This is a genomic window from Gaiella occulta (genome assembly GCF_003351045.1).
GTDB classification, from domain to species: Bacteria; Actinomycetota; Thermoleophilia; order Gaiellales; family Gaiellaceae; genus Gaiella; species Gaiella occulta.
On the sequence record NZ_QQZY01000003.1, the window covers coordinates 288620 to 313244 of the forward strand.

A 24625-nucleotide genomic window follows, 5' to 3' on the forward strand; every position below is an offset into this window, starting at 1 on the left:
CCGGTGACGGTCGTCGCATGCATCGGCGGCGGGCAGCTCGGGCGGATGCTCGGGCTCGCAGGGATCCCGCTCGGACTGCGGTTCCGCTTCCTCGACCCCTCCGCCGACGCGCCGGCCGCCGAGGTGGGGGAGCTGATCGTGGGCGCCTACGACGATCCGGCGGCGCTGGCGCGACTCGCCGACGGAGCGGCCCTCGTCACGTACGAGTTCGAGAGCGTGCCGGCCGCTGCGGCGCGCAGCGTCGGCGCGCTGCCGCCGCCGCGTGCGCTCGAGCTCGGCCAGGACCGGCTCGTCGAGAAGGAGCTGTTCCGCCGCCTCGGGATTCCGACGCCGCGCTTCGGCTCGCTCGCCGACACCGGTCTGCCGGCCCTCGTGAAGACGCGGCGGCTCGGGTACGACGGCAAGGGCCAGCGCCGGGTCGACGCGGCCGAGGAGCTCGGCGAGCACGAGCTGGCCGAGGAGATCGTCCCCTTCGACCGCGAGCTCTCGATCGTCGCCGTGCGGGGGCGTGACGGCGACACGCGGTTCTGGCCGCTCGCGGAGAACGTCCACCGTGACGGCATCCTGCGCGTCTCCCGCGCGCCCGCCCTCGAAGCGCCGCAGGCCGAAGCCGAGGAGCTCGTGCGGCGCCTGCTCGACGAGATGGCCTACGTCGGCGTGCTCGCGCTCGAGCTGTTCGAGGCCGATGGGCGCCTGCTCGCGAGCGAGTTCGCGCCCCGCGTGCACAACACGGCGCACTGGACGATCGACGGCGCGGTCACGAGCCAGTTCGAGAACCACCTGCGCGCGCTCCTCGGCCTGCCGCTCGGCAGCACCCACGAGCTCGCCCCGTCGGCGATGGTCAACCTCGTCGGAGGCGTGCCGCCGCTCGACGCGCTGCTCGCGCTGCCGGGCGCGCACGTGCATCTGTACGGCAAGGAAGCGCGTCCCGGGCGCAAGCTCGGCCACGTCACCCTCGTCGGGGCCGACGAGCGCTCGATCTCCGAGGCGATCGCCCTCGCGGCGCGGCACGAGGGCTGAGGCGCGCTACGAGGCGCTGTCCTCGCCCGCCGGCGCCGTGCGGCGACGCGCGTGCGGGTGCGCGCCGAAGTACGTCTCGCGGCGGCGCCGGTCGGACACGTGCGTGTAGCGCTCCGTCGTCGAGAGGTCGGCGTGGCCGAGCATCTCCTGCACCGAGCGCAGGTCGGCGCCGCCCTCGAGCAGGTGCGTGGCGAACGAGTGGCGGAGCAGGTGGGGGTGCACGCGCTCGGGCTCGAGACCGGCCCTGGCCGCGAGCTTGCGCAGGATCAGGAACGCGCCGGCCCGCGTGAGCGCCCCGCCGCGCGCGTTCAGGAACAGGTCGGGGCGGTGGCGGCGGTCGAGGTGCGGGCGGCCGAGCGCCAGGTAGCGCCGCACCGCCTCCGCCGCGGGCCGTCCGAGCGGGACGATCCGCTCCTTGCCGCCCTTGCCGAGCACGCGCACGATGCGCGCGTCGAGGTCGACCGCGGTGCGCGCCAGGCCGATCGTCTCCGAGACACGGAGGCCGGCGCCGTACATGAGCTCGACGAGGGCTCGGTCGCGCAACGCCCGCGGCGTCGTGCCGTTCGCGGCGTCGATCAGCCGCTCCGACTCGGCCGGGGAGAGGGTGCGCGGCAGCGTGCGCGTGCGGCGGGGCAGCACGAGATCGGCGGCCGGGTCGTCGCCGCGTGCGCCGAGCAGCATCTGGTGCCGGTAGAACGAGCGCACGGCCGCGACACGGCGCGCGATCGTCGAGCCGGCGAGGCCGTCGGCGCGCATCCCCGCGACCCAGCGCTCCAGCTCCGCGGTGCTGGCCGCCGCGACGGGGCCGCCGCGGAACGCGGCGAACGCCGCCAGGTCGCGGCCGTAGGCGTCCACCGTCCGCTCCGCGCGGCGGGCGGCGAGGAGGAGCAGGTAGCTCTCGACGTCGGGGTCGTGGATGCTCACGCGGCCGTGTCCGATTCGGTGTGGCCGCGGTCGCTCCTGCGCGCGGCGCCGGGCGCGCCGGTCACGAGCGCGGGTGGCTGCGGTCGTAGACGCGGCGCAGCCGCCGCGCATCGACGTGGCTGTAGATCTGCGTCGTCGACAGCGACGCGTGCCCGAGCAGCTCCTGGATCGTGCGCAGGTCGGCCCCTCCCTCGAGCAGATGGGTCGCGTAGGCGTGCCGCAGGCGATGGGGATTGCGCATCAACCGCCGCAGCACCGAGGTGTCGAGCCTGCGGCCGCGCACCGAGACGAAGAGGGCGTTCTCGGCGCCGCGCGCGAGCGCCGGCCGGCCGTCGCGCAGGTAGAGGGCGACGGCGTACGCCGCTTCCTCGCCGAGCGGGACGACGCGCTCCTTGCCGCCCTTGCCGAGCACGTGCACGCTCTCCTGCTCGAAGTCGACGTCTCCGAGGTCGAGCCCGACGGCCTCGGCGCTGCGCAGGCCGCAGGAGTAGACGAGCTCGAGCAGGGCGCGGTTGCGGAGGCCGAGCGGCCCGTCGCCCGCGACGCCGGCGAGCGTCTCCTCGACGTCGGCGAGCTTGGGCGCGTCCGGGAGCCTGCGCGGCCGCCGCGGAGAGATCGTTCCCCGGGGCACGCGCGAGGGCCCGAGCGTGAAGCGCAGCAGCGAGCGCACGGCGGCGAGCCGCCGCGCGATCGTCGCCGGCGCGAGCCCGCGCCGGCCGCGCCCGAGCTCCGCCGTGTACTCGGAGAGCGCACGGATGTCGACGCCCTCGAGGTCCGTGCCGCGGCCGCGCAGCCAGCCGGCGAAGTCGCGCAGGTCGCCCGCGTAGGCGCGTCGCGTGGACTCCGACAGGCTCGGGCTCGCGAGGTAGCGGTCGATCGCGGCGGCGACGTCCATGCGCCCGAGTTCGCCCCGCCCGAGCCGTCGCCTTCCCGCGGCGCGCCCGACCCCGGCGAGGCGCAGGCTCGATCTGGTCGAATGGGCCGGGATGGCGCAGCAGCATCGACCAGCCCGCAGCGGACGGCCTCCCGACCGGTCGCGTCGTCCCGCTCCGCACGGGCGCCGGCCTGCGGCTGCGCAACGACGACGCCCCGCTCGCGGCCGTGCTCCTCGACGGCGGCTCCGCGCGGGCGCTTCCCGGCACGTGGAGCGCGACGAGCGAGCTTCTCGCCGACGCTCTTGCACCGCGCTTCCCCTGCTTCGCCTTCGGCGTGGCCGGCCTGGCGCCGTGGATCCCGGAGCGGCTCGGCGCCTTTCAGGCCTCGGAGAGCCGGCGCCGCGCGCGCTGACCGTCGCTCGGCAGCCGCACGTTCCAGGCGAGCCCGAGCTTCTCCAGCCCGCGGATCGTCCACCAGGCGATGTCGACCTGGAAGCGGTCGAGCCCGTGGCGAGCCGACGCCGGGAACGCGTGGTGGTTGTTGTGCCATCCCTCGCCGAAGGTCAGCGCCGCCACGATCCAGTTGTTGCGGCTCTCGTCGCGCGAGCGGTAGGAGCGGCGGCCGAACATGTGGCAGATCGAGTTGACGGAGAAGGTCGCGTGCTGGTAGGCGAAGATGCGGATCAGGCCGCCCCACACGAGCGCCTGCAGGCCGAGCTGCCAGCTGCGCCCGCCGGCCAGGTAGCCGACGGCAAACGGCAGCGCGAAGGTGAGGACGACCCAGGCGAAGTAGAGGCGGTCGATGCGGCGGATCAGCCTGTCCGCGTACAGGTCCTTGCCGTAGTGCTCGCCGCGCTCCATCCCCTTGAGGTGGAACAACCACCCCATGTGGGCGTGGAAGAACCCCTTCAGCGCGCCCCACGCGTTCGGCGCGAAGCCCGCGTGCGGGGAGTGGGGATCGCCCTCCTGGTCGGACAGCGCGTGGTGCTTGCGGTGGTCGGTCACCCACTGCGTGACCGGGCCCTGGATCGTCATCGACCCGAGGATCGCGAACGCGGCGCGCACGGTCTTCGTCGTCTCGAAGCTGCGGTGCGTGAAGAGGCGGTGGTAGCCCACCGTCGTGCCGAGGCCGGTGAGCACGTAGAGCAGGAGGAACAGCGCCACGTCGACCCATGAGAGCGCGACGCCCCACAGGCCCGCGCCGGCGACGACGAGGCCGACGGGCGGGATCACGACCGCGAGCAGCGTGACGACCTGACTCGCCCGCGTCGTGCGCTCGCGCACCGTTGCAACGGCTGCCCCGGCGGTCTCGCCGGCCTCCGGCCTGCCGAGCGCGGCTACGTCGGACATGGCCGTGTCATCCGGTTGCGGGGGGAGCGGCGAATCACGCGGTGATGACGATAGCGGTCGTCGGCACCGGCATCGCGGCGCTGCGCGAGATGCGGATCGCACGCGACCTCGAGCGAGGCGCCGCAGGCACTCTTGACGGGTGCCCGGTCGCCGCTTCGGCCCAGACGTCGCCGCCGAGCCGCCCGTGCGGCCGGCCGACCCTGCCGTGCGCAGGGCGAACCTGCGCCGGATCTTCCCTCTCTTTCGCGCCTACCGTGCGCGCCTCGCGGTCGTCTGCGGGCTCATCGTCGTCTCGGCCGCGCTCGGCGTCGTGCCGACGTTCCTGCTGCGGGCCGTCCTCGACTCGGCGCTCCCCCGGAGCTCGGGCGGGGAGGTGCGCCTGGGGCTGCTGACGGCGCTCGTCGCGGGCATGGTCGCGATCCCGGTCGTCACCGGGGCGATCGGCGTCTTCCAGACGCTGCTCTCGAATCAGGTCGGCCAGGCCGTCATGCACGACCTGCGCACGTCCGTCTACCGCCACCTGCAGCGGCTGTCGCTCGCGTTCTTCACCCGCACCCGCACCGGAGAGGTGCAGAGCCGGATCGCCAACGACATCGGCGGCATCGACACCGTGGTCACGTCGACCGCGACGTCGGTGCTCTCGAACGTCACCACGGTGCTCGCGACGGTCGTCGCGATGGTGCTGCTCGACTGGCGGCTCGCCGCCTTCGCGCTCGTCCTGCTGCCGCTGTTCGTCTGGCTCACCAAGCGGGTCGGCGACCAGCGCAAGAAGGTGACGGCGAAGCGGCAGGCGTCCCTGGCCGACGTCTCGTCGATCGTGCAGGAGTCGCTCTCCGTCTCGGGCATCCTGCTCGGCAAGACGATGGGCCGCTCCGCGGATCTGGCACGGCGCTTCTCGGAGGAGTCGCGCCGGCTCGCGGATCTCGAGGTCCGCAGCCGCATGACGGGCCGCTGGATGATGGCCGCGATCCAGATGACCTTCGCCGTGATGCCCGCGCTCGTGTACTGGTTCGCCGGCTGGACGATCGCGCAGGGCAGCGCGGCGATCTCGCTCGGCACGCTCGTCGCCTTCACGACGCTGCAGACGCGCCTCTTCTTCCCGATCGGCAGCCTGCTCGGCGTGCAGCTCGAGGTGCAGAGCTCGCTCGCGCTGTTCGACCGCATCTTCGAGTACCTCGACCAGCCGGTCGACATCGTCGAGGGCTCGAGGACGATCGAGCGGGCCAGGGGCGACGTCGCCTTCGAGCACGTCTGCTTCCGCTACGACACGGACGCCTGGACGCTGACGGACGTCAGCTTCACCGTCCCTGCGGGGACGAAGACCGCGCTCGTCGGCGAGACCGGATCGGGCAAGACGACGTGCGGCTACCTCGTCGCCCGACTCTACGACGCGACGACGGGGAGGGTGACGATCGACGGCATCGACGTGCGCGAGCTCACGTTCGCCACGCTCGCCGCCGCGGTCGGGGTCGTGTCGCAGGAGACCTATCTCTTCCACGAGACCGTGCGCGAGAACCTTCGCTTCGCCAAGCCCGACGCGACCGACGAGGAGGTGGAGGAGGCCGCGCGGGCGGCGCAGATCCACGATCTCATCGCCTCGCTGCCCGAGGGCTACGACACGAAGGTCGGCGAGCGTGGCTACCGGTTCTCCGGGGGCGAGAAGCAGCGGATCGCGATCGCGCGCACGGTGCTGCGCAACCCGCCGATCCTCGTGCTCGACGAGGCGACCTCCGCGCTCGACGCCCAGACCGAGCGCCTCGTGCAGGAGGCGCTCGAGCGCCTCGCGGCGGGCCGCACGACGATCGCGATCGCGCACCGGCTCTCGACGGTGCGCGACGCCGACCAGATCGTCGTCCTCGACGGCGGCCGCGTCGCGGAGCGTGGCAGCCACGACGAGCTGATCGCCGCCGGCGGGCGCTACGCGCGCCTGGTGGCGCGAGACGCCGAGAGCGCGGTGACGATGGCCGGGTCGGGTTAGCCCGGATCTTCACCCGGCGCGCCGCGGCGCGCCGCGTGCGTACGATAGCCCGCGTCGCGCACGCCTCCACCCTGACGCGCGGCTCCGGGATCGTGACATCCGCAGACAGCGAACTCCACCGGGAGGTGCTCCGATGACGACCACGCCGACCTCGGGCCGCGCCGGTCTCGAGGAGCACGGGATCGCGGCCGCAGGCCGCGTCGTCTGGAACCCGACGACGGCCCAGCTCTACACGGCGGCGCTGAAGGGCGACCTCGCCGTGCTCGCCCACGGCGGGCCGCTCGTCGTCGACACCGGCAAGCACACGGGGCGCTCGCCGAAGGACAAGTTCATCGTCTCGGAGCCGGGCTCGCGGGATCGCATCTGGTGGGGCGAGGTCAACCGGCCGCTCGTCGAGGATCGCTTCGACGGCCTGCGCGCGAAGGTCGTGGCCCATCTCGAGACGCGCGACCCGCTCTACGTCGTCGACGCATTCGCCGGCGCCGACCCGGCGCATCGCATCGCGGTGCGCGTGCTCACCGGCAGTCCGTACCACGCCCTCTTCGCGAAGACGATGTTCATCACCCCCTCCTCCGAGGAGCTGGAGGCGATCCGTCCCGGAACGCTCGTCCTGCACGCACCCGAGGTGGAGGCCGATCCGGCGCAGGACGGCACGCGCTCCGGGACGTTCGTCGTCCTGCACCCGTCCCGCGGCGAGGTCGTGATCGGCGGCACCTTCTACGCGGGCGAGATCAAGAAGGCCATCTTCACCGTCATGAACGACCGCCTGCCGCTCGAGGGCGTGCTCCCGATGCACTGCTCGGCGAACGTCGGCGAGGACGGAAGGGTGGCGGTGTTCTTCGGCCTCTCGGGCACGGGCAAGACCACCCTGTCGGCCGACCCGGAGCGCTCGCTGATCGGCGACGACGAGCACGGCTGGGGCGACAGCGGCGTCTTCAACGTCGAGGGCGGCTGCTACGCGAAGGTGATCCGCCTCTCGGCCGAGGCCGAGCCCGAGATCTTCCGCACGACGAGGACGTTCGGCACCGTGCTCGAGAACGTCGCCGTCGACGAGCGCGGCGTGATCGACCTCAACGACGACTCGAAGACCGAGAACACGCGCGCCGCGTACAAGCTGGAGCGCATCTCGAACGCGCTGCGCACGAAGATGGCGGGGCATCCGAGCGCGGTCGTGATGCTCACCGCGGATGCGTTCGGGATCCTGCCGCCGATCGCGCGCCTCACGCGCGACCAGGCGATGTTCTACTTCCTCTCGGGGTACACCGCCAAGCTCGCCGGCACGGAGATCGGCGTCGGCGAGCCGCAGGCGACCTTCTCGACGTGCTTCGGCGCGCCGTTCCTGCCGCAGCCTCCGAGCGTGTACGCGCGCATGCTCGGAGAGAAGCTCGACACGCACCGGTCCGCGGTGTGGCTCGTCAACACGGGCTGGACCGGCGGGCCTTTCGGCACGGGGCACCGGATGCCGATCCAGGCGACGCGGCGGCTCCTGCACGCGGCGCTCTCGGGCGAGCTCGAAGACGTCGACTACCGCGTCGACGACGTGTTCGGGTTCGACGTGCCGGTCGACGTGGCGGGCGTCGAGCGCTCGCTGCTCGACCCGCGCTCGACCTGGGGCGACCCGGCGGCCTACGACGTCGAGGCGCGCGAGCTCGCCGGCCTGTTCAGGGCCAACTTCGAGAAGTTCGCCGCCGACGCGGGCGAGGCGGTTGTCGCCGCCGGCCCGCTCGTGTGATGCGGGCGGCCGAGGCGCGCTCCGGCCGCGGGTTCGACGGACGCACCTGCGGCTCGATCAGGTAGCGTCCTCGGTGATGGAAGCGATGCACGACGTTCTCGTCGTCGGCGCCGGGTGCGCCGGTATGCGAGCAGCCATCGAAGCGCACGACAGGGGCGCGAACGTCGGCGTCATCTCCAAGCTGCACCCGACCCGCAGCCACTCCGGCGCGGCCGAGGGGGGGATCAACGCGGCGCTCGGCAACACGGCCGAGGACAGCCCCGAGAAGCACGCCTTCGACACCGTCAAGGGCTCCGACTACCTCGGCGACCAGGACGCGATCGAGATCTTCACGCGCGAGGCGCCGGGCGACATCTACCAGCTCGAGCATTGGGGCGCGTTCTTCTCGCGCAACGCGGACGGTAGGCTCGACCAGCGCCCGTTCGGTGCCGCGGGCTCGCCGCGCACCGTCTATGCGGCCGACATCACCGGCCACGTGCTGATCCAGGTGCTGTACGAGCAGCTGCAGAAGCGTATGGCCGAGGGCATGCGCGTGTACGAGGAGTTCTTCGCCTTCAGCCTCGTCATCGAGGACGGTCGCTGCACCGGGGTGATCAGCTGGGATCTCCTCAACGGAGGCGTCAAGCTCCACACCGGCAAGGCCGTGATCCTCGCGACGGGCGGAGCGGGACGTATCTACCGCGTCACCACGAACGCCTACGCCTGCACCGGCGACGGCATGGCGATGGCGCTGCGCGCGGGCGTGCCGCTGAAGGACATGGAGTTCATGCAGTTCCACCCGACGACGATGTACCCGAGCGGCATCCTCATCACCGAGGGCTGCCGCGGCGAGGGCGGCTACCTGCTCAACAAGGAGGGCGAGCGCTTCATGCAGCGCTACGCCCCGAACGCGCTCGAGCTTGCCTCGCGCGACGTCGTCTCCCGTTCCGAGACGACGGAGATCGAAGCGGGACGCGGCATCGACGGCAACGTCCATCTCGACCTGCGCCACCTCGGCCCCGAGAAGATCCTCACCAAGCTGCCGGGCTCGCGCGAGCTCGCCATGACCTACGCGGGCGTCGACCCGATCTACGAGCCGATCCCCGTGCGGCCCGGCGCCCACTACCACATGGGCGGCATCGAGACGGACAGCCAGGGCCTGAGCGAGGTGGAGGGTCTCTACGCCGCCGGCGAGGCCGCGTGCGTCTCCGTCCACGGTGCGAACCGCCTCGGCGGCAACTCGCTGATGGAGACGATCACGTTCGGCCGGCGCTCCGGTCACGCGGCGGCCGAGTATGCGCTGTCGGCGCCGGCCGCCGGCGGTGCGGGCGAGGCGGCGCGTGCCGACGCGGAGCGGTGGGTGAAGTCGATCCTCGACAACAGCGACGGCGAGCGGCCGTGGGTGATCCGCGACGAGCTCGGCCGGTCGATGCTCGAGAACTTCGGCGTCTTCCGCAGGGCCGAGAAGATGGAGGCGCAGATCGAGATCATCCACGGGTTGCGCGAGCGCTACGAGCGCGGCGTCGTCGTCGAGGACAAGGGCGACGTCTTCAACAGCGACCTGACGCAGGCGATCGAGCTCGGCTACCTGCTCGATCTCGCCTCCTGCATGCTGCAGGCGGGCAGCGCCCGCAAGGAGAGCCGGGGCGCCCATTCCCGGCCGTACGACTTCCCCGACCGCGACGACGAGAACTTCCTCAAGCACTCGATCACACGCTGGGTGGGCGACGGGCCGGAGCTCTCCTACAAGGAGGTGCGCATGACGCAGTGGGAGCCGATGGAGAGGAAGTACTGATGCAGGTCGGCCTGAAGATCTGGCGCTACGACGCGAAGACTGGCGACCGCGCCCTCAAGGAGTACGAGATCACGGCGCCCGAGGAGGCGACCCTGCTCGACTGCCTCGACATCGTCAAGGATCGCCACGACGGCTCGCTCGCCTATCGCAAGAGCTGCCGCATGATGATCTGCGGCTCCTGCGGCATGCGCATGGACGGCGGCGCCGTGCTCGCGTGCAAGACGCGCATGTACGAGATCGCGCAGGCGGGCCACGTGCCGGTTATCTCGGCCATGGGCAACCTGCCGATCGTCAAGGACCTCGTCGTCGACATGGAGCCCTTCTGGCAGAAGATGCGCGCGGTCGACCCGTACCTGCGGCCGCGCTACGACCAGGCGCAGGAGCGCGAGAACGTCGTCTCGCAGCCGCAGATGGACGTGATCCACAAGGAATCGCTGTGCATCAACTGCGGCTGCTGCGTGTCGGAGTGCAACTCGATGGAATCCGACCCGGACTTCCTCGGGCCCGCCGCGCTCGCCAAGGGCATGCGCTTCGTCGGCGACCCGCGTGACGGCGCGACGATCGAGCGGCTCGAGCGCTACTCCGAGCCGCACGGCCTCTGGGACTGCACCCGCTGCTACTTCTGCAACGAGCGCTGCCCGAAGGGCGTCGACCCGCGCGATGCGATCGCGAAGCTCGGCGCCGAGGCGATGAAGAACGGGATCGACCGCGACATGGGCGCCCGGCATGCCAAGTGGTTCGTCACCTCCGCGAAGACGACGGGCTGGCTGCGCGAGACGGAGCTCGTCCCCAAGACGCAGGGCATCATCGCGTCGATCAAGGAAGTGAAGTTCGCGATGGGGCTCGCCGTCAAGGGCAAGGTGCCGCCGCCGTTCCCGCCGCACGTCGCCGCCGACGTGCACGAATCGCGCGCGCTCTTCGACCTGGTCAAGGCGCAGGGGCGCGACGGCGCCGCCGGCATCGTGCAGGGAGAGAGGGCGCTCGGCCGCATCGAGGCCCACCACGAGGCGGCGGGTGGGCGTGATCCGTACAACGAGCCCGACTCGGCGCCGCGTCCGTTCCTGCCGAGCGAGCGTGAGGAGTCCGAGGGAGTCGCTGCCACGTGAAGAAGGTCGCCTACTACAAGGGGTGCCTCGCATCCCTGTCCGCGAAGGAGCTCGACATCTCGACCCGGGCACTCGCGCCCAAGGTCGGCTACGAGCTGCTCGAGCTCGAGTCGGTCACGTGCTGCGGCGCCGGCGACATCCACGAGGCCGAGCCCGACTACTACCTGCACCTGAACGCGCGCATCCTCTCCTACGCCGAGGCGACGGGGTGCGACACGCTGATGACGGTGTGCAACGTCTGCACGCTCAACCTGCGCCAGGCGAACTACCAGCTGCAGATCGACACCGGCCTGCGCGAACGCGTCAACGACAACCTCGAGCAGGTGGGCGTGCCGCGCTACCTTGGCACGGTCGAGGTGAAGCACTTCCTGTGGCTGATCGCGGGCGAGTCGTTCGCGGAGCTGCAGGCCGTCGCGCACAAGGGCCTCAAGGGGCTCAAGGTGGCGCCGTTCTACGGCTGCCAGATCCTGCGCCCGTCCAAGCTGATGGGCTTCGACGATCCCGACAAGCCGACCTCGCTCGAGCGCATCATCGAGGCGTGCGGCGGCGAGGCGATCGACTACCCGGCCAAGATCAAGTGCTGCGGCTTCCCGATCATCCAGGCGCGCGAGGACACGGCGCTGGCGGAGCTGATCCAGCCGATCGAGCAGGCGAAGGAGGCGGGGGCCGACGCGATGGTGACGCCGTGCCCGCTCTGCCACCTCTCGCTCGACGCCTGGCAGTCGAAGCTGAAGAAGAAGACCGGCAAGGACTTCCAGATGCCGATCCTGCACCTGTCGCAGCTCGTCGGCGTCGCCGCGGGCCTGACGGACTCGGAGCTGAAGTTCCGGCGCCACGTCGTGTCCGTGGCTCCGGTCGTCGAGAAGCTGAGCGTGTAGCGCAGCCGCGTCGCGGCCGCGCTCCAGGTGCTCGTGGCGGCGCTGCTCGTCGGGGTTGCGATCGTCGTCCTCGGCGTGCTCGCGTACGGCTGGTTCGAGGCGGGCTGGCTCAGGCGCCGGGTCGTCGAGGTCGAGATCGCGGGCCTGCCGCCGGCGCTCGACGGCCTGCGCATCGCGCACCTGTCGGACTTCCACCTCGGCGTCGTCTCGCGCGGGCGTGTCGCCGCCGAGCTCGCCGTCGCATGGGTCGAGGAGCGGCGGCCCGAGCTCGTCTGCGTCACCGGCGACCTCGTGTCGCACCCGAGGGGGGAACGGGCGCTGCGGCTCCTGCTGGCCCGGCTCGGCCGCCCGTACGTCGTCCTCGGCAACCACGACGTCGCCGTCACGCGTGACCCGTTCTCGCGCCGCGCGGAGCTCGACGATCTCCACGAGGCGGTGCTCCTGCGCGACGAGACCGTCACCGTGGAGCTCCGCGGGACGACGGTCTCGATTGCGGGGGTGGATCCCGAGACGTTCCAGCGGCGGACGGCGAGCCCGGTCGCGCTCGCACGCGGCGGCGCGGACTTGCGGCTGCTGCTGTGCCACTTTCCGGACGTGACGCGGCGGCTGCCGGCGGGCTCGTTCGACCTCATCCTCGCCGGTCACCTGCACGGCGGGCAGATCGTGATCCCGACTCCGCGGGGGCGCGTCACGCTCGCCCACCCGGGCGTGCGGGATCTCCAGGGCGTCCACCGCCGTCCCGCGGGGGTGCTGCACGTCTCGCCGGGGCTCGGAACGACGTTCGTCCCCTTCCGCCTGCTCGCGCGGCCGGAGGTGACGGAGCTCGTGCTGCGCCCCGGTGCGCCGCGCCTGCAACAATCGTCGTGATGGAAGGGCATTCCTCGATCTCGACCGACGTCCTCGCGAGCTATGCGGCCGACGCCGCATGCGAGATCGACGGCGTGCGCGGCGTCGTGGACGGTCCGCGTCCACGTCACAAGGGGGTCAAGGTGACGGAGGGCGGCGGCGCGGTCGCGCTCGAGCTCCACATCGCCGTCGACTGGGGCGCGAACGTCCCGACCGTCGGGCGCGCGGTGCAGGAGCGCGTGTCCGAGTACCTGGGTCGCATGGCCGATGTCTCGTTGCGCTCGGTCGACGTGATCGTCGACGAGGTCGGCCCTCCGGCGGCGGAGTAGCGCCGTGACCTCGCGCGTCGAGGGTCTCGGCCGGGGGACGCTCACAACCGCTCCCGCGGTCTGCCGCGACTGCGTCTGGTGGCAGTCGCGCGGCAACCGCACGGCGTCGAAGGAGCGCTGGATGGAGCGTGCGGAGGACGACTGGGGCGAGTGGGGCACGATCTACCACGACGACGACGGCAGCGTGCTCGGCTCGATGCAGTACGGCCCCGCCGGGCTCTTTCCCCGCGCCGCCGATCTCCCGGCCGGCCCTCCGTCCGACGACGCCGTGCTCGTGACGTGCGCCTACCTCGTCGGCGGGGCGGCCGAGTGGGTCGAGAAGTCGCTGCTGCTCGCCGCGATCGGCGAGGCGCGCGACCGGGGCGCGAGGGCGCTCGAGGCGTTCGCGTACCGCTACGACGCCGGCGAGACGACGGAGGAGCGCTTCCTCGTCCACCGCACCGTGTTCCCGCGCGACTTCCTCGACGCCTTCGGCTTCGCCACCGTGCGCGAGCAGGGGAGGGTCGAGCTGTGCCGGCTGGAGCTGGCCGGGCTCGCTCCCGTCGAGCAGGGCCGGCGCTCCAGGGTGCTTCGCGTCGTGCAGGAGGCGTTCACGCCGGCACCCACGCCGATGCCACGTTCGTAGCCGGATCCGGCCCTGCGGCCGGACGTGTCGGCCGGCGTCCGTCGCGGCTGCTGCTGCGGCGGGGTCCGGGACGGTGTGGTGCGCTCCCACGCGCGTCAGGCGCGTCGCTCCGACTCGAACGGTCGCGATTCCCGGTGATATGACCGCCTCGGCCCGACCGTGAACGGGATTCCGCCCGGGGCGGCCTGGGCAAAGCTCGTCGAGGCGCCCGCCGCCGGTTCGGGTGACGCTCCCGGGCTCCGCCGATCACGGGCACGGTGCGGAGGGGGCGTCTCCGCCGCGGGAGCTCACCGGCCCGAGCGAGCACGAGCGGGATGCTCCGGCATCGTCTGCTTGCGCGATCGCCGGGCTCTCCGGGAGCTGTCGCCGGGCGAGGCGCGCGAAGCGGATGTCGACATGGTGGGGAGGCGGTCAGGGGGCGCGGGCGGGAGAGAGCGTGCGTGCTCCGCTCCTCGCGAGGGCGAGGTGGCGCCTGTGGATGCGTGAGACGTGCTCGGGCAGCGCCGGGATACGCCGGGCTCCTATCTCGAGGATCGTGAGGAGCGTTGCCGCGAGCTCCGCCCGGCGCTCTCGTTCGGCGACGACGAGTCGGCGGACGCTCTCGTAGCACGGGGTCGCGACCCGGAGCCGGACCGCTCGCCGCCGCAGCTTCCGCCACACCGCCGCGGAAGAGTGGAGGTCGCCGGCGCGCGTGACGGCCGTGACGAGCCTGCGGTCGATCCTTGGTGCGAACTCCACGAACCAAGCGTTCCACGCGTCCCGTCACAGCTGTGTGCCGATTCTGTGCCGGCTCTCTTCCACCCGCACGAACGTAGCGTGTGACGAAGTGTCACAAGCGCCCGGCGCGGCGCGCGGTGCGCGGCGCTCGGAGCCGGAGCCCCCACGGTCCGGCGGTCGTCTCACGCCGGCGACAAGCGTCCCCTGCCGGCGGCTGACCTCCCTGCGAGCGCGCCTGCTCCGCATGTATGTGACGATTGTCACAGATAGCCGTCCGCGGCGCGCCGGCTCGTGATGGGCTGCGTGCGCTGCCGTCGGCCGGGCGCCGACGTGCCGGAACGCTCGCATGCGGTGGTCGCGGCGGCCGGTCTCCGGGTTGCCGTGGGGCCCACGGCAGAGTCGATGTTCTACCGGCAGCGTCCCGTCCCGGCGTCGGTGAACACCTTTCCGGCGACGGGGACGAAACGCCAGTCGTAACCGCTCGGCCGCAGCGTCAACTGCAAGACGCCGAAGGTGTCGTCGTTGCGGACGACGCTCCCGCGAAGCGCAGCAGCAAACGGGTAGTGGCTCCTGCCGCCCGTGCCGACGACGAAGGAGCGGATGCCGTTCAGCGGCGCGAAGCGCTCGTAGTCGTGGTCGTGCCCCTGCAGCACGACCTCCGCCCTCGCCTGCGCGAGGACGTTCCAGAGCGGCGCGACAGCGGTGTTGGAGCCGTGCTCGCCCGAGCTGAAGCGCGGCTGATGCCAGTAGGCGAGCGTGCAGCGGGCGGGGTGTGACGCAAGGTCGGCCCGGAGCCAACGCCACTGGGGCGAACCCCGGCCGCAGCCGCCGACCTCGTCGCAGTTGGAGTTCAGCACGACGACGTGCCAGCCGCCGAGCTCGTAGCTGTACCAGCCCTGCGGCGGCAACCGGAAGAGCCGGATCGCGACCCGGGCGGTGCCCGTGCCGTAGTCATGGTTCCCGAGCGCGGCCCGGATCCGCGGCACGAGACGACCCCAGCTCGGGGTGAAGCAATTCGCGAAATCCGATGCGCTCCCGTACTCGTAGGCGATGTCGCCGAGCACGGCGATCGGCCCTCGCAGCGCGGAGGCGAGCGCCGCCGTCTGCCCGTCGCCGTCCGAGTAGCACGAGGCGATGTCTCCGACGGCGAGCAGTCGGACGCCCGTCGTGGGCGCTCCGAGCGCGGATCCAGGCACGCCGGCCGTCGCGATCGCGGCGACCGTGGCGAGCACCGCTGCACGGCGCATGGCTACCGGCTCGGCTCAGCGGCGACGCCGAGGAGCAGATCGGCGATCTGGATCGCGTTCAGCGCGGCGCCCTTGCGCAGGTTGTCGTTCGCGAGGAAGAGCGCGAGACCGTTCTCGGAGGCGGTGTCGCGGCGGATGCGCCCGACGAGCACCTCGTCGCCCCCGGCGGCGTCCCTCGGCGTCGGGAACGCCGGCAGCTCGAGCACGCGGACGCTCGGCGCCTGCTGCAGCAGCTCGGTTGCCCGCTCGGGCGACAGGGGCTCCTCGAGCTCGATCCAGATCGCCTCGGAGTGTCCGACGAGCACGGGCACCCGCACGCAGGTGGCGCTGATCGGCAGCTCCGGCAGCTCGAGGATCTTGCGCGTCTCCGCGCGCAGCTTCGACTCCTCGTCGGACTCGTCGCCTTCCCACGACCAGTCCATCACCAGGTTGTGCTCGGCGGTCGGCTCCGCGCGCAGCGCCTCCATCCGCTGGGCGCCGGCGCCCGACACCGACTGGTACGTCGCGACGCGCACGCGCCTGAGGCCGGCCGCGTCGTGCAGCGGCTTCAGCACGCACGTGAGGGGGATCGTGCAGCAGTTCGGGTTGGCGACGATGCGGTCGCGTTCGAGCGCCTCCAGCGCGCGCGCGCCGTTGACCTCCGGCACGACGAGCGGGTAGCCGTCGACGAGCCGGTAGGCGGACGACTTGTCGACGCAGATCGCCCCGGCGCCGGCGGCGACGGGCACGAGCTCGCGGCTCGCCCCGGTTCCGACCGAGAACAGGAACAGGTCGATGTCGCCGGCGCCGAGCGCCTCGTGGGTCGCCTCCTCGACGAGGATGTCGCCGTCTCCGAACGGCAGGCGCGTGCCGGCGGAGCGGGCCGAGGCGAACGCGCGCACCTGGTAGCCGCGCCCGGCGAGCAGCTCGAGCGTGATCGTGCCGACGGCGCCGGTCGCTCCGACGACGCCGATGCGGGGGCTACCCATCGCTGCGCCCTCCGGCGACCTGCAGCGCGAACGCCTCGTGCAGCGCGACGACCGCGCGCTCGACCTCGTCGCGGCCGACGTGGCAGGCGATCTTGATCGGCGACGTGCTCACGACGCGCGGCTCGATGCCTGCGGCCTCGAGCGTCGCGAACGTCTTCGCGGCGATGCCGGGATGGCTCTTCATGCCGGCGCCGACGACGCTCACCTTGCCGAGGTCCTCGGTGGCGCTCCAGCGCGCGCCGAGGCCGTCGAGCGTCTCGGCGGCGGCGACCCGGTCGCCGTCGGGGGCGGAGAAGACGATCTCCGGCCCGGTCTGCACGATCGTGTCGACGTTCACCTGCGCGTCGGCGAGCGCCGAGAACAGGCGCGCCGCGGGCACGCCCTCGACGCGGTAGACCGTCTCCTCGAGCGTGTGTGCCACGCCGGAGATCATCGCCTTCTCCAACATCCGTTCGTCCTCCTCGAGAATCCAGGTTCCGTCCGTCCCGGTGAACGTCGAGCGGACGTGCAGGGTGACGCCGTGGTTGCGCGCGAACTCGACCGACCGCAGCTGGAGCACGCCGGCCCCGGACGCCGCCAGCTCGAGCATCTCGTCGTAGGTGAGCCTATCGAGCTTGCGGGCGGCAGGGACGATGCGCGGGTCGGCCGTGAACACGCCCTCGACGTCGGTGTAGATCTCGCACGTGCCGGCGCCGAGGGCGGCGGCGAGCGCGACGGCGGTGGTGTCGGAGCCTCCGCGTCCGAGCGTCGTCACCTCGGACTCGGTCGACACGCCCTGGAAGCCGGCGACGAGGACGATCTCGCCCCTGTCGAGCGCCTCGTGGATGCGCTGCGCGCGCACCTCGACGATCTTCGCCTTGCCGTGCACCGTGTCGGTGACGATGCCGGCCTGCGAGCCGGTGAGCGAGACGGCGGCATGGCCGAGGTCGATCAGCGCCATCGCGCACAGGGCGCACGAGACGCGCTCGCCGACGGACACGAGCATGTCGAGCTCCCTCGGCTGCGGGCGCGCCGACACCGCGTGGGCGAGGTCGAGCAGCTCGTCGGTCGTGTGCCCCATCGCCGACAGCACGCCGACGACGCGGTGTCCGGCGTCCCGCGCCGCCGCAAGCCGCTCCGCCACGGCGCGCAGGCGCTCGGTGTCGCCGACGGACGTGCCGCCGAACTTCATCACGACGAGGCTGTCGTGCCGCGGCACGGCGCCGGGGGCGACGGCGGGGACGGCCTCGTAGCCGGTGGCGACCATCCGGCCAGTGTAGGGAATGGGCACGTTCCGGACGCGCCTGCACGCGCAGACCCGGAGGTCCGCCGGCTCCGACGGGAGGCACGGACGCCGGCGCGGGCGCTCGTACGGGAGATGGCGGCCGTCAGGCGGGGCGGCGGCCCGACAGCGCCCGTCCGAGCGTCACCTCGTCGGCGTACTCGAGGTCGCCGCCGACGGGCAGGCCGCTCGCCAGCCGCGTGACGCGGACGCGGTCGCGCAGGCGGTCGGCGAGGTAGGCGGCGGTGGCTTCGCCGGTCATGTTCGGGTTCGTCGCGAGCACGACCTCCTCGATCCCGCCCTGCTCGACGCGATGGAGCAATTGCCCGATCCGCAGGTCGCCGGGCTCGACGCCGTCGAGCGGCGAGAGCGAGCCGCCGAGCACGTGGTAGAGGCCGCGGTACTCGTGCGTGCGCTCGAGCGAGACGACGTCCACCGGCTGCTCGACGACGCACACGAGCGTGCGATCGCGCCGAGGGTCGGTGCACACCGAGCACAGCTCCTCCTCGGTGAGGTTGCCGCAGTCGCGGCAGAAGCGGACACGCTCCTTGACGTCCTCGAGCGCGTGGGCGAGGGCGAGAGCCTCCTCCGCCGGCACGGAGAGGATGTGGAAGGCGAGCCGCTGCGCGGTGCGGGTGCCGATGCCCGGCAGGCGCGTGAGCTGGGCCACGAGGTTGTCGAGGGAGGGGATGAGCACGGCCTGACGTTACCCGTCCGCTTCGGACGGCCCGGCCGCATACAGCGCCGTCTCGGCGAGACGGTCGAGCCTGCGCTCGACGATCGGGATGAAGGCGCGCACCGCCGGCGACAGCGGCGCGTCGCGCCGCGCGATGAAGGCGAACGTGTCGTAGAGCGGCTCGTCGAACGACACGGCGTGCAGGGAGCGGGCGTTGCGCTTCGCGAACGCGGCGCGCGGGACGATCGTGTCGCCGAGCCCGCGCGCGGCGAGGGCGACGGCGGCCTCCATGCTCTCGACCTCGATCACCGGTTGCAGCGCCACGCCCGCGCGCTGGGCGCGCTCGACGAGCTGCCGGCGCATCGGGTCGTCCGCGCCGTACTGCGCGTCGAACAGGATCAGGGGCGCCTCGCCGAGCTGCTCGTTCGTCACCGGCGCGGAGACGCGCCCGGGATCGCGGCTGATCATCACGAGCTCCTCGCGCCGCGCGACGCGCAGATCGAGCCCGCGGTCGTCGATCGGGAGCACGATCAGCCCGGCCTCGAGCGCCCCGTCGCGCACCTGGTCCGCCACCTCGGACGAGTTGAGGCCGACGAGGCGAAGCCGCACGTCCGGGTGCCGCCGCCGGAAGTCGGCCGCCAGGTCGGCGATCAGGTAGGCCGAGGCGGTGCCGAACATGCCGAAGCTGAGCGTCCCGCCGCGCAGCTCGCGAATCTCCGCGACGGACTCCCGCGCCCGCTCGACGTCCGCCAGCACGCGCTCGGCCTCGGGGCGGAAGCGTCTTCCCGCCTCGGTCAGCACGAGACCGCGCCCGGCGCGCGCGAACAGCGCGATGCCGAGCTCCGCCTCGAGTTGGCGGATCTGCTCGGACACGGACGGCTGCGTCAGGTAGAGGGAGCGGGCGGCGGCCGTGAACGAGCCGTGCTCCGCGGTGGCGAGGAAGTAGGAGAGCTGCTGCAGCGTCATATAGGCAAATCCTTCAGATCACGAAGATAACTCAGGTGAGACTTTGATGTCGAGCGCACGTACCTTGGAGGCATGGCACGTTTTCGCACTCGCGAGCGCATCGGCGTCGCGCTCTGCCTGCTCGCCGGCGTCGCCTTCTCCGCCTCGCCGGTGCTCGTGCAGATCGCCTACCGGCACGGCGCGGCGCTGACGGGCGTGCTCGGGTGGCGCTACCTGCTCGCGGCGATCGTGCTGCTGCTGGTCGCCGGCCGGAGGCTGCGCACGCTCTCGCGAGGCACGGTCGCGGCCGCGTTGGCGCTGGGCGTCGTCGTCTACGCCGCCGACTCGTTCCTCTTCTTCGCCGCGCTCGAGCGCACCTCGGCGCCGCTCGCGTCGCTCGTGCACTACGCGCATCTCGCCCTGGTCGTGGGCGTCGGCGCCCTCGCCGGGCGCGAGCGGCTCACCGGCAGGCGCGTCGTCGCCCTTGCCGCGATCTTCGCCGGGGTCGCGTTCGTCGGGGGCGGCGCCGCCGATCCCGATGCGCTCGGGATCGTGCTCGCCCTCGGATCGGCGCTCGCCTATGCGGCCTACATCCTCCTCTCCGACCGCCTGCTGCGCGATGCCGACCCGATCGCGCTCACCGCCGTGCTCACGTCGGGTGTGGCCGCGACGTTCGTCGTGGTCGCCGCCGCGGGTGGCACGCTCGGCCTCGTCGGGGGTCCGACGGGGATCGTGTCGCTCGTGGCGGCGGCGCTCGTCGGCTCCGTCGTCGCCGTGACGGCGTTCCTCGGCGGCATCAGCCTCGTCGGGCCGTCGACGGCGTCTCTGCTCGTGACCGTGGAGGTGCCCGTGACGATCGCGCTCGCGGCGGTCGTGCTCGGGCAGCGGCTGACGCCGGCGCAGCTCGTGGGCGCGGCCCTCGTCGTCGCCGCGATCGCCGTGCTGCAGGCGCCGCGTCGCCGCCGGCGGTTGCGGCTCGTGCCCGCGGCGGCGCCCGAGCCGGCGGCCGCGGCGCGGGTCGCTCTCGTCGACGCGGCGTAGGAGCTGTCTCTACAGGCCGGGGATGCCGAGCGCGCCGAGGTCGGGCATCTGGCCGCGGATCTTCGCCTCGACGAGGTCGGAGGCGGAGCGGAGCGCCTCGTTCGCGGCGGCCATGACGATGTCGGCGAGCATCTCGGGGTCGTCGGGGTCGACGGCCTTCGGGTCGATGCGGATCTCGACGATCTCGCCGCCGCCGTTCGCCTTCACGGTCACCATGCCGCCGCCGGCGGACGCCTCGACGACCTCCTTGCGCGCCTGCTCCTGGGCTTCCATCATCTGCTGCTGCATCTGCTGTGCCTGCTTGAGCATCGCGTTCATGTCGAACTTGGCCATCAGTGCTCCTCCACTTCCTGGGCGTCGAACGTGTCTTTGAGCAGGGAGATGAGGCTCTCCTCGGAGAGCGTCTCGTCGGCCGGTGCCGGTTCGTCCGCCGTCCCGATCGTGGTCTCGATCGCGAGCCTGCGGCCCGTCACCTGGTAGAGCGCGTCGCGCAGCAGGGCGAGATTCTTCGGATCCTCGACCTGCGCCCGGTGGAACGCCGCCGCCGGCGCGAACTCGATCGTCACCGTGTCGGCCGCGATCGCCACGGGGCGGGCCTCGCCGAGGAGCGTCGCGATCGGGATCGAGCGCTCCCGCACGGCCTCGACGACGCCCCGCTGCCACGCGTCGCCGAGCTGCTCGAGCTCGAGCGGCGGCAGGGAGGCCGGGGGCGGCGTGTCGGCCGGCGCGGCGGGGGGGACGGGGTCTGCAGCTGCGTGAGCAGGCGGCGCGGAGGGTCGACTGGCGGCGGCGGCCGGCCCTGCGGCGAGGCGCGCCTCGAGCAGCTCCACGCGGTGGGCGAGCGAGGCGTGCGAAAGGTCGCCGTGGGGACGCGTCACCTTCACGAGCGCGAGCTCGAGCGGCAGGCGCGGATCGCCTCCCTGCCGCTTGTCCTCGAGCGCGACGGCGAGCAGGTCGATCAGGCGCACGACCGTGGGCTCGGGGATCTGGTTCGCCTGCTCGCGCAGCCGCTCGCGCGTCTCCTCGGTGACGGGCACCGAGTCCGGCACGTGGCCGATGTGCTGCACGAGCAGCAGGCAGCGCAGGTGGTCGAGCAGCTCGACGACGAGCTGGCCGATGTCCTGGCCCTGGTCGGCGAGCTCCTCCACGAGCATCAGCGCCCCGGCGCCGTCGTGGTCGACGATCGTGTCGCAGAGGCGGAAGAGGATGTCCTCCTCGACGGCGCCGACGAGCTGGAGCACATCCTGCACGGAGATGGTGCGCCCGCTGGCGGCGGCAAGCTGGTCGAGCGTCGAGACCGCGTCGCGGAAGGAGCCGCGCGCCCCGCGCGCGACGAGCGCGAGCGCGGCGTCGGGCGCGTCGATGCCCTCGCCGTCGCAGACGCGGCGCAGCACGGCGACGAGCTCCTGCAGGCGCGGCCGCTGGAACACGAACGTCTGGCAGCGGGAGCGCACGGTCGCGATCACCTTGTGCAGGTCGGTCGTGCAGAACACGAACACGAGGTGCGGCGGCGGCTCCTCGATCAGCTTCAGCAGCGCGTTCCAGGCGGCGTCGGTGAGCTGGTGCGCCTCGTCGACGATGTAGACCTTGTAGCGCCCCTCGACCGGCTGCAGGATGGCGCGGTCGCGGATCTCGCGCACGTCGTCGATGCCGCGCTGCGAGGCGGCGTCCATCTCGATCACGTCGAGCGAGCCGCCGTCGGCGATCGCCCGCGCGATCGGGGCGCCGGGGTCGAAGTCGGGGTTCGGGCCGCCGTCGGCGTTCAGCGCCTTCGCGAGGATGCGTGCCATCGACGTCTTGCCGGTCCCGCGTGGGCCGGCGAACAGGTACGCCTGGCGCACCTGGTCGCCCGCGATCGCGTTGCGCAGCGTCCGCACGACTGCTTCCTGCCCGACGACGTGGCCGAAGTCGAGCGGCCGGTACTTGCGGTAGAGAGCGGTCACACGGCGATTGTCGCAGACGGCGGCGGCGCGGACGGGCGTGTCAGGGCGCGGGCTCGAAGCGCGCGGTGAAGTGCCGCAGCCGGGCGGGCTGCCCTGCGCCGGGGTTGTTCGTGATCGTGACCATCACGAGCGGGACGCTCTCCGCGCCGTGCGAGGCGATCAGACGCTCGAGCGCCGCGCAGACGGTCGTGAACACGACCGTGGTGAGAGCCGCCGTGGCGGCGGCGGGCATCGGGGTTTCCACGGAGCCTGCTCTCACGCCCGGTCGCGCGCTCCGTCGTCGAAGCGAGCTTCCCCGGAGGAACCTGCGTCGCCGGCTCGGGCGGGGCGGAGCCGCGGCACCTGGGAGGGAGTCCTTAGCGCTGCTTCCTTCCGGACCTGACGCGGTTCGAACGCTCCCAGTGCGCGGGACCCTGCCTGTCAACACCTCGTGCGCAGACCCAATCCCGATGAAGCCGCCCCTCGGACGGCGTTCGGTCCCGCTGGAGCGGATTTCGGGTTCAGGGAACCGCTGCCTCCCCACCTAGCGCGACCGGGCCCGTCGAGCGTAGCAGCGCCGAGAGGACGGCGACCGTAAGACGCCGGAGCGCTTCCTAGACGGTCCGGAAGGGCGAGTCGCCGGAGCCGTGCGGGGCGAAGCGGACGCGCGTCTCGCGGTGGACGACGCTCCAGCCGCCGTAGCGCGCACAGTCGTCGCGATCACAGCGAACGCGGATGATCTCCGTCTCCGTGCGCTCGCCCGGCTCCTCGCGTACCTGCGTGCTGAACGACCAGCGATGGATGCCGATGCGGCAGAGCGTGCTCATGTCCGGTTCCTGCTCCGTAGGCGTTCAGACGTCGCCTGCCCGAGGGCCTGCTCCGTCGTGCTACCGGAAGAGCCTACGCCGCCCGGAGGTCGGCTGCCAGCGGTCGCGCAGACCGGGATGGCGTCCGGGCGCGGCCGCACGGACGGATGGGCGGACGACGAGTTGCACGAGCCCGTTCGCCCACGGCGACTGCGCCCGGCCGGGCTGCCTGGCTCGACCCGCACTACCGTGCCGCGTGCGGTGCTCGTGGTCGTCGTGGGTGGATCTCCGACCGGCACGTCCGATCAGGTGCTGCCGACGGGCGCGCCGAGCAGCGCCGCGGCGACACCGACGGCGCCGGCGAGAAGCAGCGTGAGGACGACCCCGCGGCGCGCGACGAGCAGGCTGATCGCGGACGCCGCCAGGAGGGCGTACTGCCAGCGCTGGTGCAAGGCGAGCGCGAGGGGGAGGGCAGAGCCGATGATCGCTCCGATCGCGGCCGGGCCGGCGCCGTCGAGGAAGGCGCGTATGCCGTCGTTGCGGACGAGGCGGTCGAAGCGGTTGGCGCCGAGCAGGACGAGCGAGAAGGACGGCAAGAAGGCGAACAGGGCTGCGAGCAGGCCGCCGCCGACGCCGGCGGCGGCGTAGCCGACGGCCGCGATCGTCAGGACGACCGGACCTGGCGTCACCTGGCCGAGCGCGACGGCGTTGAGGAACTGATCGCCGGTCATCCACCGGTAGTGGTCGACCGCGTCGGACTGCATGAGCGGGACGATGACGAAGCCGCCACCGTAGGAGAGAGCGCCCACCTTGAACGCGACCCAGGCGAGTGCGCCGAGGCCGCCGGCGGCGGCCGTGGCGGACACGAGCGGCCGCGGGTCGAGCAGGAGGAGCGCACGTCGAGAGCCGCGCTGCCATGCGAGCTCCACGAGCCCGCAGCCGAGCAGGACGGCGACGAGCCAGGGCCCGATCGAAGCTGCGGCCACTCCGCCGAGCAGGCCGTAGGCGGCGAGGCGGGCGCGGCGCCGCCCGCCGGCTCTCGCCCAGGCCGGGCCGATCAGCGCCAGGCCTGCCTGCACCGCGACGGCGGCCACCGCCGATCCCGCTCCGCTGCCGGCGCCGCGCACCCATGCAGGCGGGGAGCCGAGGAAGAGCGCGGCGAGGGCGAGGATGAGAACGAGGCCCGGGAGGATGAAGCAGACGCCGCCGACGATCGCACCCAGCGGGCCGCGCAGACGCCAGGCGCTGTAGATCGCGAGCTGCGTCGAGGCCGGTCCCGGGAGAAGGTTGACCGTCGCGATCCCGTCCTCGAACTGGGCCGCGCTGATCCAGCGTCGCCGCTCGACACAGAGCTGGCGAAGAAGTGCGATGTGGGCGGGAGGGCCGCCGAAACCGACAGCGCCGATGCGGCCCCATTCGCGGGCGATCGTCGCCAGCCGGACACGGCCGGGTTGACGACGTTCCGCCGGCGCCGGGGCGGGCGCACCTGTTTCGATATCGTTTCCCGACATCGAAAGACGATATCAAGACGGACGCCTGCGGAGCAGAGAGGAGCGCGAACCATGGCAGCGGAAGCCGATCCACGCGGGCTCACCGTGAAGGCCG

The 24625-nt window shown here is 72.5% G+C and carries 25 protein-coding genes and 1 other RNA gene; 11 read left to right on the forward strand and 15 right to left on the reverse strand.

The annotated features are described in order from the left end of the window. The first annotated feature begins 3 nt into the window (after positions 1 to 3). Complete coding sequence (locus tag Gocc_RS08435; protein ID WP_220150526.1) at positions 4 to 1020, forward strand: 5-(carboxyamino)imidazole ribonucleotide synthase; 1017 nt, start codon at positions 4 to 6, stop codon at positions 1018 to 1020. A gap of 6 nt (positions 1021 to 1026) precedes the next feature. On the opposite strand, the gene Gocc_RS08440 is transcribed toward Gocc_RS08435, so the two are convergent. Both Gocc_RS08440 and Gocc_RS08445 read right to left on the reverse strand, forming a co-directional pair. Then, the gene (locus Gocc_RS08440) at positions 1027 to 1944 is read right to left on the reverse strand and encodes a tyrosine recombinase (protein ID WP_220150527.1); all 918 of its coding nucleotides are present in this window, start codon (positions 1942 to 1944) and stop codon (positions 1027 to 1029) included. 61 nt (positions 1945 to 2005) lie between these two features. Continuing rightward, positions 2006 to 2839: a tyrosine-type recombinase/integrase gene (locus Gocc_RS08445; protein ID WP_114796091.1), complete on the reverse strand. Its 834-nt coding sequence runs from the start codon at positions 2837 to 2839 to the stop codon at positions 2006 to 2008. A gap of 206 nt (positions 2840 to 3045) precedes the next feature. Between Gocc_RS08445 and Gocc_RS08450 the strand changes: the two genes are divergently transcribed. Continuing rightward, the gene (locus Gocc_RS08450; RefSeq protein WP_114796092.1) at positions 3046 to 3231 is read left to right on the forward strand and encodes a hypothetical protein; all 186 of its coding nucleotides are present in this window, start codon (positions 3046 to 3048) and stop codon (positions 3229 to 3231) included. Here Gocc_RS08450 and Gocc_RS08455 read toward each other — a convergent pair. Continuing rightward, a complete protein-coding gene (locus tag Gocc_RS08455; protein WP_114796093.1) occupies positions 3198 to 4169 on the reverse strand; it encodes an acyl-CoA desaturase in 972 nt (323 codons plus the stop codon). The genes Gocc_RS08450 and Gocc_RS08455 overlap by 34 nt on opposite strands. Before the next feature lie 139 nt (positions 4170 to 4308). Here Gocc_RS08455 and Gocc_RS08460 point away from each other — a divergent pair, with 139 nt between their 5' ends. The 8 genes from Gocc_RS08460 to Gocc_RS08495 all read left to right on the forward strand — a co-directional run bounded on the left by Gocc_RS08460 (position 4309) and on the right by Gocc_RS08495 (position 13437). After that, entirely contained in the window at positions 4309 to 6147 is a 1839-nt protein-coding gene (locus Gocc_RS08460; RefSeq protein WP_281268432.1) for an ABC transporter ATP-binding protein, read from the forward strand. 133 nt (positions 6148 to 6280) lie between these two features. After that, on the forward strand, positions 6281 to 7879 hold the full coding sequence (gene pckA, locus Gocc_RS08465) for a phosphoenolpyruvate carboxykinase (ATP) (RefSeq protein WP_114796094.1): 1599 nt from the start codon (positions 6281 to 6283) through the stop codon (positions 7877 to 7879). 76 nt (positions 7880 to 7955) lie between these two features. Next, entirely contained in the window at positions 7956 to 9653 is a 1698-nt protein-coding gene (locus tag Gocc_RS08470; RefSeq protein WP_114796095.1) for an FAD-binding protein, read from the forward strand. Then, positions 9653 to 10759 (forward strand): succinate dehydrogenase/fumarate reductase iron-sulfur subunit, encoded by a 1107-nt coding sequence (locus tag Gocc_RS08475; RefSeq protein WP_114796096.1) that lies wholly within the window; start codon positions 9653 to 9655, stop codon positions 10757 to 10759. Before Gocc_RS08470 ends, Gocc_RS08475 begins: the two co-directional genes overlap by 1 nt. Continuing rightward, entirely contained in the window at positions 10756 to 11637 is an 882-nt protein-coding gene (locus tag Gocc_RS08480; protein ID WP_114796097.1) for a CoB--CoM heterodisulfide reductase iron-sulfur subunit B family protein, read from the forward strand. The genes Gocc_RS08475 and Gocc_RS08480 overlap by 4 nt, the downstream gene beginning before the upstream one ends. Positions 11638 to 11670: 33 nt before the next feature. Then, a complete protein-coding gene (locus tag Gocc_RS08485; protein ID WP_181813483.1) occupies positions 11671 to 12504 on the forward strand; it encodes a metallophosphoesterase in 834 nt (277 codons plus the stop codon). Continuing rightward, a complete protein-coding gene (locus Gocc_RS08490; protein WP_114796099.1) occupies positions 12504 to 12812 on the forward strand; it encodes an Asp23/Gls24 family envelope stress response protein in 309 nt (102 codons plus the stop codon). The genes Gocc_RS08485 and Gocc_RS08490 overlap by 1 nt, the downstream gene beginning before the upstream one ends. Before the next feature lie 4 nt (positions 12813 to 12816). Next, positions 12817 to 13437 (forward strand): hypothetical protein, encoded by a 621-nt coding sequence (locus tag Gocc_RS08495; protein ID WP_114796100.1) that lies wholly within the window; start codon positions 12817 to 12819, stop codon positions 13435 to 13437. Between the two features lie 411 nt (positions 13438 to 13848). Here the strand turns inward: Gocc_RS08495 and Gocc_RS08500 are convergent, their stop codons facing one another. From Gocc_RS08500 to Gocc_RS08525, 6 genes are all read right to left on the reverse strand, one after another. Beyond that, positions 13849 to 14175 (reverse strand): hypothetical protein, encoded by a 327-nt coding sequence (locus Gocc_RS08500; protein WP_114796101.1) that lies wholly within the window; start codon positions 14173 to 14175, stop codon positions 13849 to 13851. A gap of 386 nt (positions 14176 to 14561) precedes the next feature. Further along, positions 14562 to 15401, reverse strand: a complete 840-nt coding sequence (locus Gocc_RS08505; protein WP_114796102.1) for a metallophosphoesterase family protein — start codon at positions 15399 to 15401, stop codon at positions 14562 to 14564. Between the two features lie 2 nt (positions 15402 to 15403). Further along, a complete protein-coding gene (locus tag Gocc_RS08510; RefSeq protein ID WP_114796103.1) occupies positions 15404 to 16369 on the reverse strand; it encodes an aspartate-semialdehyde dehydrogenase in 966 nt (321 codons plus the stop codon). Beyond that, positions 16362 to 17615 (reverse strand): aspartate kinase, encoded by a 1254-nt coding sequence (locus Gocc_RS08515; RefSeq protein WP_220150528.1) that lies wholly within the window; start codon positions 17613 to 17615, stop codon positions 16362 to 16364. The genes Gocc_RS08510 and Gocc_RS08515 overlap by 8 nt, the downstream gene beginning before the upstream one ends. A gap of 121 nt (positions 17616 to 17736) precedes the next feature. Further along, the gene (gene recR, locus Gocc_RS08520; RefSeq protein ID WP_114796104.1) at positions 17737 to 18327 is read right to left on the reverse strand and encodes a recombination mediator RecR; all 591 of its coding nucleotides are present in this window, start codon (positions 18325 to 18327) and stop codon (positions 17737 to 17739) included. A 9-nt stretch (positions 18328 to 18336) separates the two neighbouring features. Continuing rightward, positions 18337 to 19272 (reverse strand): LysR family transcriptional regulator, encoded by a 936-nt coding sequence (locus Gocc_RS08525; RefSeq protein ID WP_114796105.1) that lies wholly within the window; start codon positions 19270 to 19272, stop codon positions 18337 to 18339. 72 nt (positions 19273 to 19344) lie between these two features. Here Gocc_RS08525 and Gocc_RS08530 point away from each other — a divergent pair, with 72 nt between their 5' ends. Next, positions 19345 to 20292, forward strand: a complete 948-nt coding sequence (locus Gocc_RS08530) for a DMT family transporter (protein ID WP_114796106.1) — start codon at positions 19345 to 19347, stop codon at positions 20290 to 20292. Between the two features lie 9 nt (positions 20293 to 20301). On the opposite strand, the gene Gocc_RS08535 is transcribed toward Gocc_RS08530, so the two are convergent. From Gocc_RS08535 to chrA, 6 genes are all read right to left on the reverse strand, one after another. Beyond that, complete coding sequence (locus Gocc_RS08535) at positions 20302 to 20625, reverse strand: YbaB/EbfC family nucleoid-associated protein (RefSeq protein ID WP_114796107.1); 324 nt, start codon at positions 20623 to 20625, stop codon at positions 20302 to 20304. Beyond that, complete coding sequence (gene dnaX / locus Gocc_RS08540; RefSeq protein ID WP_114796108.1) at positions 20625 to 22235, reverse strand: DNA polymerase III subunit gamma/tau; 1611 nt, start codon at positions 22233 to 22235, stop codon at positions 20625 to 20627. Before dnaX ends, Gocc_RS08535 begins: the two co-directional genes overlap by 1 nt. A gap of 40 nt (positions 22236 to 22275) precedes the next feature. Beyond that, positions 22276 to 22479, reverse strand: a complete 204-nt coding sequence (locus Gocc_RS08545) for a beta-eliminating lyase-related protein (protein WP_147281222.1) — start codon at positions 22477 to 22479, stop codon at positions 22276 to 22278. Between the two features lie 23 nt (positions 22480 to 22502). Further along, positions 22503 to 22767: signal recognition particle sRNA large type (ffs, locus tag Gocc_RS08550), an RNA gene on the reverse strand. Between the two features lie 61 nt (positions 22768 to 22828). Next, positions 22829 to 23041: a hypothetical protein gene (locus Gocc_RS08555; protein ID WP_114796110.1), complete on the reverse strand. Its 213-nt coding sequence runs from the start codon at positions 23039 to 23041 to the stop codon at positions 22829 to 22831. Between the two features lie 284 nt (positions 23042 to 23325). Next, complete coding sequence (chrA, locus tag Gocc_RS08560) at positions 23326 to 24531, reverse strand: chromate efflux transporter (RefSeq protein ID WP_114796111.1); 1206 nt, start codon at positions 24529 to 24531, stop codon at positions 23326 to 23328. Between the last annotated feature and the right edge of the window lie 94 nt (positions 24532 to 24625).

Excerpts from the sequence above, each read along its gene's own strand:
- Gocc_RS08445 (WP_114796091.1), bottom strand. The coding sequence starts at position 2,839 with ATGGACGTCGCCGCCGCGATCGACCGCTACCTCGCGAGCCCGAGCCTG.
- Gocc_RS08455 (WP_114796093.1), bottom strand. The coding sequence starts at position 4,169 with ATGTCCGACGTAGCCGCGCTCGGCAGGCCGGAGGCCGGCGAGACCGCC.
- pckA (WP_114796094.1), top strand. The coding sequence starts at position 6,281 with ATGACGACCACGCCGACCTCGGGCCGCGCCGGTCTCGAGGAGCACGGG.
- Gocc_RS08470 (WP_114796095.1), top strand. The coding sequence starts at position 7,956 with ATGGAAGCGATGCACGACGTTCTCGTCGTCGGCGCCGGGTGCGCCGGT.
- Gocc_RS08475 (WP_114796096.1), top strand. The coding sequence starts at position 9,653 with ATGCAGGTCGGCCTGAAGATCTGGCGCTACGACGCGAAGACTGGCGAC.
- Gocc_RS08490 (WP_114796099.1), top strand. The coding sequence starts at position 12,504 with ATGGAAGGGCATTCCTCGATCTCGACCGACGTCCTCGCGAGCTATGCG.
- Gocc_RS08505 (WP_114796102.1), bottom strand. The coding sequence starts at position 15,401 with ATGCGCCGTGCAGCGGTGCTCGCCACGGTCGCCGCGATCGCGACGGCC.
- Gocc_RS08510 (WP_114796103.1), bottom strand. The coding sequence starts at position 16,369 with ATGGGTAGCCCCCGCATCGGCGTCGTCGGAGCGACCGGCGCCGTCGGC.
- Gocc_RS08515 (WP_220150528.1), bottom strand. The coding sequence starts at position 17,615 with ATGGTCGCCACCGGCTACGAGGCCGTCCCCGCCGTCGCCCCCGGCGCC.
- Gocc_RS08525 (WP_114796105.1), bottom strand. The coding sequence starts at position 19,272 with ATGACGCTGCAGCAGCTCTCCTACTTCCTCGCCACCGCGGAGCACGGC.
- Gocc_RS08530 (WP_114796106.1), top strand. The coding sequence starts at position 19,345 with ATGGCACGTTTTCGCACTCGCGAGCGCATCGGCGTCGCGCTCTGCCTG.
- Gocc_RS08535 (WP_114796107.1), bottom strand. The coding sequence starts at position 20,625 with ATGGCCAAGTTCGACATGAACGCGATGCTCAAGCAGGCACAGCAGATG.
- Gocc_RS08555 (WP_114796110.1), bottom strand. The coding sequence starts at position 23,041 with ATGAGCACGCTCTGCCGCATCGGCATCCATCGCTGGTCGTTCAGCACG.
- chrA (WP_114796111.1), bottom strand. The coding sequence starts at position 24,531 with ATGTCGGGAAACGATATCGAAACAGGTGCGCCCGCCCCGGCGCCGGCG.